Source organism: Pseudomonas sp. BF-RE-25 (genome assembly GCF_019956105.1).
Lineage (GTDB): Bacteria > Pseudomonadota > Gammaproteobacteria > Pseudomonadales > Pseudomonadaceae > Aquipseudomonas > Aquipseudomonas migulae.
Genome location: NZ_JAHBDB010000097.1, coordinates 96,665 through 112,556, shown reverse-complemented (window position 1 = coordinate 112,556; position 15,892 = coordinate 96,665). Strand labels below are relative to the sequence as shown.

Annotated in this window: 15 protein-coding genes; all 15 read left to right on the top strand. The window is 58.5% G+C overall.

Annotated features, from left to right (window positions below; genetic code table 11):
* Window positions 1-4: 4 nt before the first annotated feature.
* Window positions 5-2,947, top strand: coding sequence for a glycosyltransferase family 2 protein (locus KGB24_RS29080; protein ID WP_223416463.1), 2,943 nt, complete (start codon window positions 5-7; stop codon window positions 2,945-2,947).
* Window positions 2,948-3,042: 95 nt separating this feature from the next.
* A complete protein-coding gene (pseC, locus tag KGB24_RS29075; protein ID WP_223416464.1) occupies window positions 3,043-4,212 on the top strand; it encodes a UDP-4-amino-4,6-dideoxy-N-acetyl-beta-L-altrosamine transaminase in 1,170 nt (389 codons plus the stop codon).
* Window positions 4,213-4,248: 36 nt separating this feature from the next.
* Window positions 4,249-5,358 (top strand): pseudaminic acid synthase, encoded by a 1,110-nt coding sequence (pseI, locus tag KGB24_RS29070; RefSeq protein ID WP_008035256.1) that lies wholly within the window; start codon window positions 4,249-4,251, stop codon window positions 5,356-5,358.
* Entirely contained in the window at window positions 5,355-6,056 is a 702-nt protein-coding gene (pseF, locus tag KGB24_RS29065; RefSeq protein ID WP_223416465.1) for a pseudaminic acid cytidylyltransferase, read from the top strand. Before pseI ends, pseF begins: the two co-directional genes overlap by 4 nt.
* On the top strand, window positions 6,053-6,940 hold the full coding sequence (locus KGB24_RS29060; RefSeq protein ID WP_008035253.1) for a class I SAM-dependent methyltransferase: 888 nt from the start codon (window positions 6,053-6,055) through the stop codon (window positions 6,938-6,940). The genes pseF and KGB24_RS29060 overlap by 4 nt, the downstream gene beginning before the upstream one ends.
* A gap of 11 nt (window positions 6,941-6,951) precedes the next feature.
* A complete protein-coding gene (locus KGB24_RS29055) occupies window positions 6,952-7,704 on the top strand; it encodes a crotonobetainyl-CoA--carnitine CoA-transferase (RefSeq protein WP_008035251.1) in 753 nt (250 codons plus the stop codon).
* Window positions 7,701-8,291: a GNAT family N-acetyltransferase gene (locus KGB24_RS29050; protein WP_223416466.1), complete on the top strand. Its 591-nt coding sequence runs from the start codon at window positions 7,701-7,703 to the stop codon at window positions 8,289-8,291. The genes KGB24_RS29055 and KGB24_RS29050 overlap by 4 nt, the downstream gene beginning before the upstream one ends.
* Window positions 8,288-9,274, top strand: a complete 987-nt coding sequence (locus KGB24_RS29045) for an ATP-grasp domain-containing protein (protein ID WP_223416467.1) — start codon at window positions 8,288-8,290, stop codon at window positions 9,272-9,274. The genes KGB24_RS29050 and KGB24_RS29045 overlap by 4 nt, the downstream gene beginning before the upstream one ends.
* On the top strand, window positions 9,258-9,980 hold the full coding sequence (locus KGB24_RS29040) for an HAD family hydrolase (RefSeq protein WP_223416468.1): 723 nt from the start codon (window positions 9,258-9,260) through the stop codon (window positions 9,978-9,980). Before KGB24_RS29045 ends, KGB24_RS29040 begins: the two co-directional genes overlap by 17 nt.
* A 199-nt stretch (window positions 9,981-10,179) precedes the next feature.
* Window positions 10,180-11,106: a ketoacyl-ACP synthase III gene (locus KGB24_RS29035; protein ID WP_008035244.1), complete on the top strand. Its 927-nt coding sequence runs from the start codon at window positions 10,180-10,182 to the stop codon at window positions 11,104-11,106.
* Window positions 11,107-11,189: 83 nt separating this feature from the next.
* Window positions 11,190-12,482, top strand: coding sequence for a motility associated factor glycosyltransferase family protein (locus KGB24_RS29030; protein ID WP_223416469.1), 1,293 nt, complete (start codon window positions 11,190-11,192; stop codon window positions 12,480-12,482).
* On the top strand, window positions 12,479-12,745 hold the full coding sequence (locus KGB24_RS29025) for a hypothetical protein (protein ID WP_223416470.1): 267 nt from the start codon (window positions 12,479-12,481) through the stop codon (window positions 12,743-12,745). The genes KGB24_RS29030 and KGB24_RS29025 overlap by 4 nt, the downstream gene beginning before the upstream one ends.
* 254 nt (window positions 12,746-12,999) lie before the next feature.
* Entirely contained in the window at window positions 13,000-13,845 is an 846-nt protein-coding gene (locus tag KGB24_RS29020) for a flagellin domain-containing protein (RefSeq protein WP_008035234.1), read from the top strand.
* A 72-nt stretch (window positions 13,846-13,917) separates the two neighbouring features.
* Window positions 13,918-14,283: a flagellar protein FlaG gene (locus KGB24_RS29015; protein WP_008035233.1), complete on the top strand. Its 366-nt coding sequence runs from the start codon at window positions 13,918-13,920 to the stop codon at window positions 14,281-14,283.
* Window positions 14,284-14,365: 82 nt separating this feature from the next.
* Window positions 14,366-15,805 (top strand): flagellar filament capping protein FliD, encoded by a 1,440-nt coding sequence (gene fliD, locus KGB24_RS29010; protein WP_223416471.1) that lies wholly within the window; start codon window positions 14,366-14,368, stop codon window positions 15,803-15,805.
* Window positions 15,806-15,892 lie beyond the last annotated feature (87 nt).

Sequence of the window (15,892 nt, the reverse complement as noted above, 5' to 3'; positions counted from 1 at the left end):
GGATATGCAAGGCATTTACGGTTCTGAAAACACGCTGCCCCTGAGTGAACTGTTCACTCTGGTGCTGATTTCACACAATCGCCCGGCGTTTTTGCGCAGGGCATTGCAGTTCTACAGCACATTGCCTTGCAAGATTCTGGTCCTCGATTCATCGACCGTTGCGCTGGAGGGCGCGGCTGCGGTCGCGGACACCATCGACTACCGTCATTTGCCGCAGTTTGGCTATTGGGGTATCCAGACCAAACTGGTGTACGGCGTCGAGCAAGTCACCACGCCGTACATGGTCTTCGCCTCCGACGATGATTTTCTGCTGCACGGTGCACTCACCGAGTCGGTGAGCTTCCTCGAAGCCAACCCGGACTACGGTCTGTGCCATGGCTATTGCCTGATGTACCTGACCCACTCCAACTATGTGCAGTACTACCGTCGTGACAAAAAAGTGCACGAGGACTACAACGCCGAGCGCGGTCAGGATCGTGTACTCGATTACATGAGCCAGTACATTCCGCCGTTCTATGCGGTTCACCGCACATCGTTGCTGCGTGACTGGTATCAGGCGATGCCTGAAAAAACGATCTTCGAGTGGCAGGAAATCGGGCATGTCTACTACATGCTGGCACGGGCCAAGGCGCGGATTCTCCCGGCGCCTTATGTGGTGCGTGAGGTCAACTATGGCCGCTCGGATCACAACACCGAAATCATGACGACCCTGACCTTCAAGGATGCGCGTTCAGTAGCGGAGCGCGAGCGCTTTGCCGGGTTTCTGGCGTCTCTGCCGACCGGCATCAGTGGTCTGGATGAACAACAGACTGCAGAGGTTGCCCTGCAAAGCTTCGCTGCCCTGGCCGAAAGTCTGACGACCCGTAACGCGCTGACCATCGAACCCATTTTCGAGTCTTACTGGAAGGACCCGACGGTGGAGCCGAAGCGGATTTTCGGCGCTCAGCAATACGTCGAAATGCCGTTCTACAACAGCGCTTTCTTCGAACAACTCACGCAGTGCGAATTTCTCCTGCACGCGATGCCGGCCGGACGCTTGCAACTCGAAGAAATGGAAGGCGCATTGCTCAAGCAAGAAGCCTTGCAGCGCACCTACTCCAATGACAGTTCGGCAACGATCCAGAACCGTCTGCTTGAAGCTGTGCAACTGGGAGCCTTCAACCGTCGGGTGGTGCAGAAACTGGCGCAGCAGCTGCAACAGATGGATGAGCCCGCCGATGCCCAGGTGCTCACCGACTGGGTTCAGCGCCTGGACAGCGTGCCGACCTTCGACAGTCGCCAGATGCTCGACACGATGCCATCGGGACGTCTGCACAACTGGCTGCAAGCCCGGAAACCGAACGACACCGCGGTGAGGAAAATCAATCAGCACCTGGCGGCTAACGAAGGGGGCCCTCAGTTCGGCATTCTGCTGCTCGATCTGGACGCGGACATGGACAAACTCCAGGTCACTCTGGATAGCCTCATGGAAAGTGCATTCCGGGCGTTCAAGGTGGTGATCTTCACCACGGGCGATTTGCCTGCGGTCACCACTGCCCAGAACACGCTGCATTTCGTCAAGGTCACGTCGGCCAATTATGTCGACAAGCTGAACCAGATCGCTCGCCAGTCGACTTCGGAGTGGCTGCTGCTGGCCGAGGCGGGTGACGAGTTCACCGCTGCCGGTTTCTTGCGTGCCAGCCTCGAGTTGCAGAACGCCGAGGGTTGCCGTGCGGTGGCGATGGACGAAATTCATCGCCGGCCCAATGGCACGCTGGTCGATGTATTCCGGCCAGCCTTCAACCTCGACCTGTTGCAGAGCATTCCGGCACTCGTCGCGCGGCACTGGCTGATCCGCCGTGAAGCGCTGGTGGAGGTCGGCGGTTTTGCCCGTGAACTCACCTCTGCACTCGAGTTCGACCTGCTGCTGCGCTTGATTGAAACCGGCGGCCTGTCCGGTCTTGCCCATTTGGCCGAGCCGTTGCTGATCACCGCCGCACCCGAGCTGGCACCCAATGACCACGAGCGTCAGACGCTGGTTCGTCATTTGGCAACGCGCGGTTATCAGGCTCAGGTCAGCGCGGAAGTGTCAGGTGGTTACCGCATCGACTACCGTCATGCCGCTCGCCCGAAGGTGTCGATCATCATCCATAGCGAGGACAACCTCGAGCACTTGCAGCGCTGCCTGGTCAGCGTCTTGCAGCGCACACGCTATCAACATAATGAAATCGTCATTGCCGATAACCACAGCCAGTCCACCGAGCTGCTCGCCTGGCTCGACAACCTGGAGAAAAACGGCGCAGGCCGGATTCGTCTGGTCAAGGCCGCGCATCGCCTGAGCACGTCAGCCCTGATCAACCTGGCCGTCGAGCAGGCGCAAGGTGAATACCTGGTGCTGCTGGCGGCGGACGCCGAAGTGGTCAACGCGAACTGGATCGAGGCGTTACTCAATCAGGCCCAGCGTCCCGAAGTCGGTGTGGTCGGTGCCAAGCTGCTGGATCGCGAAGGCAGTGTCACCAGTGCCGGCCTGATTCTGGGGCTCAACGGCGAGATCGCTTCGCCCTTCATCGGCGAGAAAAAGGACGCGTCGGGCTATATGCGCAGACTGCTCGTCGAACAGAATTACGCGGCCCTCTGCGGTGCGTGCCTGATGATTCGCAAGGAGGTTTTCGATGCCCTCGGCGGTCTGGATCGTGAGCATTTCGATGAGGTGTACGCCGATATCGATTTTTGCCTGAAAGTCGCCGACGCCGGTTTGCTTACGGTGTGGACGCCGCAGGTTCAGATTGCCCACCCGGGAACCTTGCCGGACGATCCGAATGCAGTGGCAGCCTTGCGTGACAAGTGGCAGGCGCGCTTTGCGCACGATGAGGCTTACAACCAGAACCTGGCTCTGACCGGCAAGGGGTTTACCCTCGGTGACGCTTGCGGTGTGAACTGGGCGCAGTTGCTTGCATCAGCTGTCTGATCAAATAAAAGGACTCACGCCATGTGCAACGACAATTTGATGTTCAAAAGTGCGCGTATTTGCCGGCTCGCCGGGCGTCGCGTCGAGTCACGGACATGATGCCTTACCGGATTCCCTACGGCCGGCAGAACATTGATCAGGCGGATATCGACGCTGTGATGGAAGTGCTCAAGTCGCCCTGGCTGACTCAGGGGCCGACCATTGAACGCTTCGAAAGAGCCTTGGCCGACCACTGTCAGGCGGAGCACGCGGTCGCCGTGTGCAATGCCACGGCGGCATTGCACATCGCCTGTCTTGTCGCGGGCCTTGGCCCTGGGGATTATCTCTGGACCAGCCCGAATACGTTTGTCGCGTCGGCCAACTGTGCTCGCTACTGTGGAGCCGACGTCGATTTCGTCGACATTGACCCGCACACCCTGAACCTTGATGCGAAGTTGCTCGCAGAAAAACTCGAGGTGGCCGAAGCCGCCGGAAAACTGCCCAAAGTGGTGATCGCGGTCGCCTTCGCCGGGCAGAGCTGCGACATGCGCACCCTCGCGCAGCTATCCGAGCGGTACGGCTTTATCTTGATCGAGGACGCCGCCCATGCGGTGGGTGCCTCGTACCTGGGGCGACCGGTAGGTTGTGGTCAATATGCGGCCATGACCATTTTCAGCTTCCACCCGGTCAAGGTCATCACCAGCGCCGAGGGTGGCATGGTGCTGACCAATAATGCCGAGTATGCCGAGCGTCTGCGGCGGCTGCGCAGCCACGGCATCACGGGTGACCCGGCACAGATGAAGGTGCCGGAGACGGGGTTGTGGTACTACCAGCAATTGGAGCTGGGGTTCAATTACCGGATGTCCGACCTGCACGCGGCACTGGGGCTTTCGCAGATGGCGCGTCTGGATGCCTTCGTCGCCAAGCGACGTCAATTGGCCGCACGCTACTCCACGTTGCTGGCCGGGCTCGCTGTGACATTGCCGGCCGAACAACCAGGTGCCGGGTCTGCCTGGCACCTTTATGTGGTGCGGTTGCAACTGACGCGTATCAAGCTCAGTCAACCGCAAGTATTCGAGGCTTTGCGGGCGGCGGGACTGGGTGTGAACCTGCACTACATTCCGGTGCATTTGCAGCCTTACTACCGCGAGCAAGGTTTCAAGGATGGCGATTTCCCGCAGGCCGAGCGTTATTTTGCCGAGGCCATCAGCCTGCCGTTGTACCCCGATCTGACGGATGAGCAACAAGATGAAGTGGTCGCGCATCTGGGGCGAATCCTGGGTTGATACTTTTTTGCTAACCAATACAACTGGAGTGGCTTTGTGAAAGGGCAGCACGCAGCACGGGGAAAAGGCTCGCCAAGCGTTGGGCAACCGGTTCTGAGCATCGCCGGGCGTCGCATCGGTCCCGCCGAGCCTCCTTACATCGTTGCCGAGATGTCGGGGAACCACAACGGCGACATCAACCGTGCCTTTCGCATTATTGAAGCCGCCAAGCTGGCCGGTGCGGATGCGGTCAAGATTCAGACGTACCGTGCCGACACCATCACCATTGATCACAGTGGGGCGGAGTTCATGGTGAGCGGCGGTCTCTGGGATGGTCGGCGCCTCTATGAACTCTATGAAGAAGCCCACACGCCGTGGGAGTGGCACCAAGCGATTTTTGAACATGGCCGCAAAGTCGGGATTACCGTGTTTTCGTCACCCTTTGACGCCACGGCGGTGGATTTCCTCGAATCCCTTGGTACACCGGCCTACAAGATTGCCTCGCCTGAGTTGATCGACCTGCCGCTCATTCGCAAAGTGGCTCGCACGGGCAAGCCCATCGTGATGTCTACGGGCATGGCAACACTTGAGGAAATCGGTGAAGCGGTCGAGGCTGCGCGTTCGGCCGGGGCCACAGAGATTGTGGTGCTTCACTGCACCGCCGCGTATCCAGCGCCGCCAGAAGAGGCGAACCTGGCAACGATCGCCGAGATCGCCCGGCGTTTCGACGTCGTGGCCGGTCTCTCCGACCATACGCTCGGCACGGTGGTGTCGGCCATTGCCGTCGGGCTGGGGGCGTGTTTCATTGAAAAGCATTTCACCCTTGCTCGCGCCGAGGGTGGGGTCGATAGCGCCTTCTCGCTGGAACCCGCAGAGCTGGCCGAACTCGTGACGACGGCGCGCATTGCCCATGTGGCGGTCGGCGCTCCGGCATTCGAGCCCACACGGTCGGAACAGATTGTCCTGAAAAATCGCCGTTCGCTCTATGTCGTGGCACCGGTCGCCAAGGGCGAAATGCTGACCGAGGCGAACGTGCGCTCTATCCGTCCCGGTAACGGACTCAAGCCCAAGTTTCTTGATGGGGTGCTTGGGCGCAGGGCTGCGCGCGAGCTTGCCTTTGGCGAGCCACTCGATGCCTCTATGATCGACGGAGGAATTGATCCATGACCGGCACACCTGGCGCCGTCGCGATCATTCCTGCCAGAGGTGGCAGCAAGCGGATCCCTCGCAAAAACATTCGCCTGTTCCGTGGGCGCCCCATGTTGGCCTGGTCCATTGAAGCGGCACTCGCCTCCGGCGCTTTCGACACAGTCATGGTCAGCACCGATGACGCGGAGATTGCTGAAGCCGCACGCGCCTTGGGCGCCGAGGTTCCCTTTCTGCGCTCGGCAGCGGCAGCGGACGATCACGCCACCACATCGCAGGTTCTGCTTGAGGTGCTGGATCAATACGCCGAGGCGGGCGTGCAGTTCGATCTTGCCTGCTGCCTCTATCCGACGGCGCCTTTCGTGCGGCCACAAGACCTTACTGACGGACGCGCGCAGCTGTTGGGAAGCCGGTTTGACGTCATCATGCCTGTCGCGGCGTTTTCTTATCCGATCTGGCGATCGCTGCAACGTGAGGACGATGGTTGCATCGCCCTGAACTTCCCTGAACACCTCAACGCCAGGTCACAAGACCTGCCGGTCGCCTATCACGATGCCGGTCAGTGGTACTGGTTCCGCACCGAGGCGTTTTTGCGCGACCAAGTGCTGATGGGCGCGAACACCGGCTCGATCATTCTGCCTGCTATGCAGGTGCAGGATATCGATACCGAGGACGACTGGGCGCTTGCCGAGCTGAAACATGAAAGGATGTTTGGATGAATGACCCGCGTCTACGCCGGCACGAGTTCGGTTTTCTGGAGGTAGTGGATCGTCCCACTCCAGAGGCCTTGAGCGAATATTATGCGCAGGCCTATTTTCAGAACGCGGCCAGTAGCAGTTTTCGAAAGTCTTATTCAGAAGAGGAGCTCGAGGTCATCGAGCTGCGAATCGCGCAAAAGGCGGGGCAGGCTCGCACACTCTTGAGTGATGACCAGCCCGGTAGTCTGCTGGATGTCGGCTGCGGTGAAGGCTTCGTGCTGAGGTTCTTTGAGCGACTCGGGTGGCAGGTTCAAGGCATCGACTACAGTCGCGCAGGCGTGCAACAGGTCAATCCGGCCTACGCCAATCATGTCGAGCAGGGTGATGTCTTCGAACTGCTCGAGGCGCGTATCGCGTCTGAACAACAATACGATCTGGTCTGGCTGGGCAACGTGCTCGAGCATGTGCTGGAGCCTGTGAGCCTGCTGCAATCACTGCGCCGTTTAGTGGCTCCGGGCGGGCTGCTTGTGGTGACTGTTCCGAACGATGGCACGGCCTATCACGAAGAACTGTACGCGGCGGGCACGATACCTGAGCGGTTCTGGGTGGCTGTGCCCGATCACTTGTCGTACTTCACCGCCGACAGCCTGCGCCGCACGGCTGAAGCCACGGGCTGGGACTGTCTTGCGATTCAGGGAGATTTCCCGATCGACCTTTTTCTCGCCCATGAAGGATCGAACTACATCGCTGATCGTTCCCGAGGGCCGCAAGCCCATCGGGCCCGGTTGATGCTTGAGCGGCTGATCGGGCAAGCAGGCATCGAAGCATCCAACCGCTTCTACGCGGCACTCGTTGATGTGGGGTTCGGTCGCAACCTGACCGCGTTCTTTAGACCGAAACCCTGAGGAGTCACTACATGACAGACAAAACCATACGAACACTGGTGGGATCGACGCAGTCCGAGACTGAACGCAAGCAGATGCTCGTCGATCGACTTCGCGCCTCTCGGATACCCGACCGTGAGCTGTTGGACAACATCGGCCTCTACCTCACGCGACAGACACTGTCGCGGATCAACTTCATGCAGATGCTCTACCAGATGATCGTGCCCGTCCACGGGGTCATCATGGAGTTTGGTGTGCGGTGGGGGCAGAACATGGCGTTGTTTTCCACGTTGCGGGGAATACACGAACCCTTCAATTACAACCGCAAGATCATCGGCTTCGATACCTTTGAGGGGTTCCCGGCAGTCGCGCCGCAGGATGGTGGCGGCGTACAACCGGGTGACTACGGCGTAGTGGAAAACTGGAAGGAAGAACTCGAGGGGATCCTCGACTTTCACGCGCAAAACGCGCCGATCCCACACAAGAAAAAGCACGAACTGGTCACGGGTGATGCCACGATGTCGCTTCCCGGGTATCTCAAGGCGCATCCCGAAACCATCGTGGCGTTGGCCTATTTCGACTTCGATATCTACAAGCCGACCCATGACTGCCTCGAGGCGATCCTGCCGTACCTGACCAAGGGCAGCATTCTGGCGTTCGACGAACTGAACACACCGGAATTTCCTGGCGAAACCATCGCCGTGCGCGAAGTGCTGGGGTTGTCTCGTTACGCCATACGGCGAGACCCTTCCAATCCACTCACCTCTTATCTGGTGATCGAATGAGTGCGACGGTCGTTCGATACCGGGTGATGCCGACCCCGAAGCTGTCGGACGGGGTGCTCGAGGTACGAGCGGTACAACCGGCCGACATCGAAGCGATCCGGCAATGGCGAAATGCCCAGATGGACGTGCTGCGCCAAACGGCTCCGATATCGCCTGAACAGCAGGCGCATTATTTTGCCGAGCATGTCTGGCCCCAGAGCGAAAGTCTGGAGCCCTCGCAGGTTTTGGTCGCCCTGGAACGTGCAGGTGTCTTGATCGGGTACGGTGGGCTGGTCCACATTTCCTGGGCAAACCGTCGGGCCGAAGTTTCATTTTTGCTCACCCCGGAACTCGAAAAGAACTCGGACGAGCTCATCGCGCTGTTTTCACGTTTCCTGGACTTGATGAAACAACTGGCTTTTGACGATCTCGGACTGCGGCGCCTGTGCACCGAAACGTTTGCGCACCGCACTCGTCACATCGCGACACTCGAGGCTTCGGGGTTTAGTTGCGAAGGACGCTTGCGTGAGCACGTGCTGATTGACGGCAAGCCCACGGACTCGTTTGCCCACGGTTTGCTGGCCTTCGAATGGAAAAATGGTCAGTGAGCGACATTCAGACTCCCTTGAAAGGCACGGCTCGCCATGTGCTCGTTACTTCCGCTTCGCGTAAGGCACCGCTGGTGCGCGCGATGCAGGACGCTGTCCGGCGGATACATCCCGAGGCTCGCGTGATTGCTGGCGACCTCGATCCTGAAGCGCCAGCGCGCTATGTGGCTGACGGGTTCTGGCAGATGCCGCCTGTGACCGACGCTGAGCTGCCGGCGCTGATTCAAGGGTGTCACCAGCGGGGAATCGCGGTGGTTTTTCCGACCCGCGATGGCGAGTTGCCTTTTTGGGCGCGCCACCGGGAAACGCTATCCGCAGCGGGTATCTCAGTCGTCGTCTCCAACCCCGAGGCCGTTGAGCGTTGCCTCGATAAACTCGCTTTCGCTCGCTTCGGCAAAGAAGTTGGCCTGCCGGTCATTGAGGCGGCGATGACACCCGAGGCCGTTGGCGCCGGACCTTATGTGGTCAAAGAACGTTACGGCGCGGGTTCCCGGGCGATCGGGCTTGATTTGCCGATCGATGCCGCTCGCCATCACGCGCAAAGCCTGGAGGCACCGATCTATCAGCCATTTGTACCAGGGCCGGAAATCAGTATCGACGGCTGGCTTGATCGCGATGGTTCGGTGGTGGGCGTGCTGCTGCGCAGACGCGACCGTGTGATCGCTGGCGAATCGCAGATAACGACCACTTTTCGCAGTGAAGCGCTTGAACGTGAAGCGGTTCGCGCCCTGGCGGCGCTGGACTTGCGCGGTCCCGTGGTGATGCAAGCCATCGTCATCGACGACACGCTGCGCATCATTGAATGCAATCCTCGTTTTGGCGGTGCCTCCACCACCGCTATTGCGGCTGGGCTGGACGTCCTTTACTGGAGCCTTGACGAGGCTTTCGGGCTGGGACTGCCACCTGTTTTCAATCGTATTGCCGGCGAGGTCAGACAGGTTCGTCTGCCCGCCGATCTGGTGCTGCATGATCCTGATTTTTGACCTCGACGATACGCTCTACGACGAGAGCAGCTTCGTCACCAGCGGGCTAGACGCCGTGGCTCGCCACGGCGAGGAAGTCTTCGGCTGGAATGCTGAACAGTCGCTGGGCCTTATGCTGGACGTGCTGGAGCGCGAGGGGCGAGGGCGGGTTTTCGACCGATGGCTTGAGTCCCATGGGCAGTTGTCGAAAGCGCGCGTGGCCGAGTGCGTGAACGTTTATCGGCATCATCGCCCGAGCCTCGAATTGTTTCCCGCCGCCCGGGTTGTGCTTGACCGATTCGGTGGGCAAGTGCCGCTTTATCTCGTCACCGACGGGCACAAAATCGTGCAGCAGAACAAAGTTGAGGCGCTGGGGCTGTTTTCAACGTTTCGACGGGTCTTGATCACTCATCGTTTTGGTATCCGCCATGCGAAGCCTTCCCTGCACTGCTTCGAGCGTATTCGCCAGGCAGAAGGCTGTTGCTGGGCCGACATGGTCTACGTCGGTGACAACCCCGCCAAGGATTTCGTCAACCTCAACCCTCTGGGGGCATTGACCGTTCGGGTTCAGACCGGTGGACATCGCAACGTCGTGGCGCTGCCGGGCTACGACGCGCAAGTATCCATCCCTGACCTTGACGCGCTCCCCGGGGTCCTGGCCGCACACTTTCAGGCCGCTCCACACGTTGGTCGAATGGCCCCTTCTGGCGCTGATTCGGCAAAATAGCGTGACCTGCGAGTCATAACGCGCATCTTCACTGTATTGTATTAATCGGGAAGGTGGCGCCTGGCCTGTTTTTGGCCCAGTGATAGCCTTTTATTCTTCCCGCTGTCGCCTCAATGAGGCGGCGTTTTTCTCCGTTTGTCGGCGCCCCTCGAATCATTACGAGCGGTGGTATTGGGCTGTTTATTATTGGGAAGCCGTAATGATTGGCATAAAAAGCATTGCGAGCTACGTTCCTGTAGCCGGCGTGGACAATTACGCACAAGGTGCAAAATTCGAAAAGGATGAAGAGTTCATCCTGGGCAAGATCGGTTCGGCCTTCCTGCCGCGCAAAGATGCTGGTCAGGAAACCTCGGACCTGTGTGTCGAAGCAGCCAATGCGCTGTTCGCCAACAATCCGGACTTGAAACGTGAAGACATCGACGTACTGATCGTCGTCACGCAGAACGGCGACGAAGAAGGCCTGCCACACACCGCCGCCATCGTTCAGGACAAGCTGGGCCTGCCGACCACCGTCGCCGCGTTCGATATTTCCCTGGGCTGCTCCGGCTACGTCTATGGCATCTACGCCATCAAGGGCTTCATGGAAGCCGCAGGCTTGAAGAATGGCCTGCTGATCACCGCAGATCCGTACTCGAAGATCGTCGACCCGGAAGACCGCAACACCACCATGCTGTTTGGCGATGCCGCCACTGCAACCTGGATGGGCGAAAACGCGCCATGGCAATTGGGCAAGGCCAAGTTCGGTACCGACGGTTCCGGTGCGCCGCACCTGAAGGTGACCGACGGGGTGTTCTTCATGAACGGTCGTCAGGTGTTCAACTTCGCGCTGCTGAAAGTCCCGGCGCACTTGCACGAACTGCTGACCGATTCGCAGCTGACCGCTGATGATATCGATGCGTTCTGCATTCACCAGGGCAGTGCCGCGATTGTCGACGCTGTAGCGCGCCGCTTTGAAGGCGAGCCGGAGAAGTTCATCAAGGACATGGTCGAGACCGGCAACACCGTGTCATCGAGCATCCCGCTGCTGCTGGAAAAACACGTGCTGGACTCCACCTGGAAACGTGTGGCGTTGAGCGGTTTCGGTGTTGGTTTGTCATGGGGTTCGGCGATTATCTATCGCCCTTGAACTTTCAAAACCCAGGCACAAAAAAAGCGTTCAAGGTGTAACCTTGAACGCTATTTTTTTGCCCGAATGAAAAGCGAGGCTCCATGAGCGAGTTGTTTGAGCGCAACGGCGAGTTGATTCAGCGGCGCTGGCCCAAGGTCTGGCATCGACTGTCGGTGGAGAACAGCGCCGCCTTGCAAGCTGATCTGGTGGAGGGCCTGGGCTCGACGTTGAGCATCAATGGCATTCAGTTGACCAGTCGCCATGACCGCACTCGCGAAGCGTTGCTTCAGGCCGACAGTCTGCCCGTCGACAGTCCTGTGGTGCATGTCTATGGCACCGGGCTGGGTGATTTGCAGCTGCAATTGCTGGAGCGTGCCGGGCTTGAACGGTTGTACGTGCACATTCTGAACGGCGCGGTGTTTGCCTTGGTGCTGCAACTGCTCGATCAACAGAAGTGGCTCGGCGATTCGAGAGTGGTGCTGCTATACGCCGGCGATCTGGCGGAAATCCAGTTACCGTACTTCGCGCTGCCTTCGGAACTGGTGCTGGCGGACGACTACAACGCCAAGATCCGCGACCGGCTGATCAGCGAAACCCACTTGACCTTCAACAATCGCGAATTCAATGCCGACAATCCGGAAATTGCCGAGCGTTTGCGGGCGTGTGTCGAGCGTGTTCGTGACGATGCCGATGCTGCCGAGCTGTTTGCCACCTGTTCCGGCAGGGAAGTGTTTGTCATTGCCACCGGGCCGAGCCTGGAACAGCACTTCGACACGCTGCGTACGGTACGCGAACAGGCGCAACGGCCACTGTTCATTTGCGTCGATACTGCCTACCGGCCGCTTATCGAGCATGGCATCAAGCCGGATATGGTGGTCACGATTGATCAGCGCATCTCGACGCGGCATTTGCCGTGCGATGCCACGAGCGATATCACGCTGGTCTATATGCCCATGGTTGATCCGGAGGTTTTGGGAGGTTGGCAGGGCAAGCGTTACGTGGCCTATTCCGCCAGTCCTGTTTATAGGGACATGCGCGAGCAGTTGCCCAAGGCCCAACTGTTTGTCGGTGGCAGTGTGATTCACCCGGCGGTGGACCTGGCGGTACACATGGGGGGCAGCCAGATCACGCTGTTCGGCGCCGACTTTGCGTTCCCGAACAACAAGACCCACGCCGGCTGGAATGACGGTGATCTTGGGCCGCAAGTGGGCGCTGCCCGGCACTGGGTCCTCGATGGTCACGGTCGGAGGGTCAAGACACAGCTCAATTTCCGCAGTTACTTGTGCGAGCTGGAACGGTATATCGCCGGGCATCCTCGGGTGACTTTCTATAACAGCAGTCGGGCAGGGGCGATGATCGTCGGCACGACGTTTCACCCGGAGCTCACGCGATGACTGAATTTTCCCTGATTGCCGAGGCGCGGCGGTGTTCTGTCTTGTTCCGTCTGGGGCGAGATGTCGAAGCGGCGCTGCTTATGGTCCAGGTGTGCAGTGATGTGCAATCCGCTTTGGGTCGTGAGAATGCCGAGGCCCAGTCTCGCTGGACGGCGTTGCTCACGGACATGCTTGCCTGTCAGGAGGCGCAGGATTGGTTGGCGCTGGCTGATTATCTCGACCATGAGTTGCCCCAATTGCTGGAAGCGGCCACCGCCGGTTAAGGCTGTTTGACAATATGCCGGTACAGGCGAGTCCTCGCTGTCCCGATACCGGCAATTCCCTGGCGTCACTTTTTTGGGTTGGAACGCCGCCAAGCCCTTGTTTCATTGAGGGTGGCAGTGTGATGGCAAATTTTTTTCAAAATGCCCTAAAGCAACCTGCATTCGCGACGATAACTATTACGAAGGTTCTCTAGGCCATACCCGGCGGTTGCCAGGGCCGGAAGCCGCAGTACCCAACCAACGAGGAATTCGTCATGGCTTTGACAGTAAACACCAACACTACTTCGCTGAACGTTCAGAAGAACCTGAACCGTGCTTCCGACGCTCTGTCGACTTCGATGACTCGCTTGTCTTCCGGCCTGAAAATCAACAGCGCTAAAGACGACGCCGCCGGCCTGCAGATCGCTACCCGTATGACCTCGCAGATCCGTGGTCAGACCATGGCTATCAAAAACGCCAACGACGGTGTTTCGATCGCTCAGACCGCTGAAGGCGCTCTGCAAGAATCGTCCAACATTCTGCAGCGTATGCGTGAAATCGCACTGCAATCGCGAAACGACTCCAACGGTACTGCTGACCGTACCGCTCTGGACAAAGAATACAAACAGTCCATCGACGAACTGACCCGTATTGCCAAGTCCACTAACCTGAACGGCAAGGCTCTGATCGACGGTACTGCTGGTGCGATGGAATTCCAGGTTGGTGCGGGTACTACTTCCGACAACCAGATCACTCTGACCCTGTCGACCAGCTTCGACGCCAGCGCCCTGGGCATGACCGGTACTACCATTTCCGGTACTTCCAACGCAGCCAACCACTCGGCAGTACTGTCGGCTGTTTCGGCTATCGACGCTGCACTGGCGAACATCAACGCCACTCGTGCTGACCTCGGTGCTGCTCAGAACCGTTTCTCCACCACCATCTCCAACCTGCAAAACATCAACGAAAACGCCGAAGCTGCACGTAGCCGCGTACAAGATACCGACTTCGCTGCTGAAACTGCACAGCTGACCAAGCAACAAACTCTGCAACAAGCTTCCACCGCAGTTCTGGCCCAGGCCAACCAACTGCCATCCGCTGTACTGAAACTGCTTCAGTAATAGCCGGGTGAGTTTTGGCGGGGGAGTGCGCACGCGCGCTCTCTCGCTTTTTTAGTTTAAGAGGTGATGGACATGGATATGAGCGTGAAGCTGAACTTGTCTTATCCAGCTGCGAAGCCGGCGACGACCGTTGCTGACAAGCCGGTGGAGAAGCCTCGAGCCGATGCTGCCACAGTGGCAACGGTCAAGGATGAGCCAAAAGACGCAGTAACCGAGCAGGACAAACTGAAGATGGCCGTTCAGGAAATTGAAAAGTTCGTTCAATCGGTCAAGCGCAACCTGGAGTTCTCGATTGATGAGCCTTCAGGCAAGGTAATTGTCAAAGTGATTGCCAGCGACTCGGGTGAAGTGGTTCGCCAGATCCCCAACGAAGAAGTCCTCAAGCTGGCCAATAGTTTGAATGATGCAAGCAGCCTGTTGTTCAGCGCTAAAGTCTGACAGCTGGCACGAATTTTGTTGCTATGTTCTTTTGGGCGTTGTAATGGTCAAAAGGCCGGCGACACACTGAAGGGAGTCCCACATGGCAAGTCCAATTCTACCGGGTCTGGGGTTAGGCTCCGGTCTTGATACCACTGCTATCGTCAAAGCCTTGGTTGATGCTGACAAATCAGCGAAGCAGAGTCAGATCAACCGGCAGACGACCACCAATACCTCGCAGATTTCCGGTATCGGGACCCTCAAGAGTGTGCTGGCGAATTTCCAGACCGCGATCAAAAACCTTGGTAGTACCACGACCCCGCAGTTCCTGGGGTACACCGCCACGAGTTCCGATCCGAAAGTGCTGACCTCTGTTGCCAGCAACTCGGCGGTCAACGGCACTTATGTCATCAAGGTCGACAGCCTTGCGACCTCATCGAAAGTGGCGACTGCTGCGTTTCCCAGTGCTAGCAGTGCCATTCCGAGTGGTACGCTCAATATCACTCAAAATGGCATTACCCGTCCTGTCGATATTCAACCTGGCGCTACGTTGCAGTCGGTACGGGATGCGATCAATGCCCAGCAAGGTTCCAATGGCTTCAGTGCCAACATTATCACTGACTCCACCGGTTCGCGTCTGGTCGTGGGGTCTACCGTTACCGGTTTGGGATCCGACATCACGCTCAGCAATATTCCCGGCCTGGAAATCACGGCGGGTCAAAAAATGGGCGCCTCGCCTACGGCGACCTCGGCCGGTGCCATCGGCGAATTCGCTGCGGACGCCAAGTTCACGGTTGACGGACTCGCGATCACCAGCAAATCCAATACCGTGGACGGAGCTGTTTCCGGGCTGACGCTGAACCTGGTGGCAGGTGGTGGGGCGACATCCACTGTGACAGTCGGGCCGAACAGTGACGGTTTGAAAAAATCGGTCCAGGCCTTTGTCGACGCTTACAACCAGGTGGTTACCAGCATCAATACGCTGACCAAGCCCACCCTGGATAAAGATGGCAAGCCGACCATTCCTGCGGCTTTGACCGGTGACCCGCTGGCTCGGGGTATCATGGCGTCGATCCGTGAACCGTTGGCCAGTACCGGTGCAGGCGACAAGCTGACCGTGCTTTCGCAGTTGGGTATTACCACCAACCAGAAAACCGGCGCGCTCGATTTCGACAGTACCAAGTTCACTACGGCGATGACCACGCAGAAACTGGGTGGCGAGATTCAGACGCTGTTTCTGGGTGATCCGACGGCAACAGGTGATGCCGCCAAGGGTTTGCTGGAACGAATGAACTCGATGCTGACGCCTTATACCGTCACTGGCAGCGAAGGCATCCTTGATGCGCGTTCGGCCAGCCTGGCGAAGGTTAAAACCAACCTGACCAGCCAGCAGGAAGCATTGGATCGTCGGATCGAAACTCTGACAGCCGTGCTGACCAAAAAGTACAACGACATGGACACCTTGGTCGGCAAGCTCAAGGCGACGGCGAACAACATTACGTCGATGTTCGATGCGATGAACGCACAGAAAAACGCCTCATAACACGCAAGCGCCAAAAGCCCGGCAGCGGATTCCGCTTGTCGGGCTTTTTTTGTTTCGATCTAAAGATTTTTGACGCGGTGTCGATAC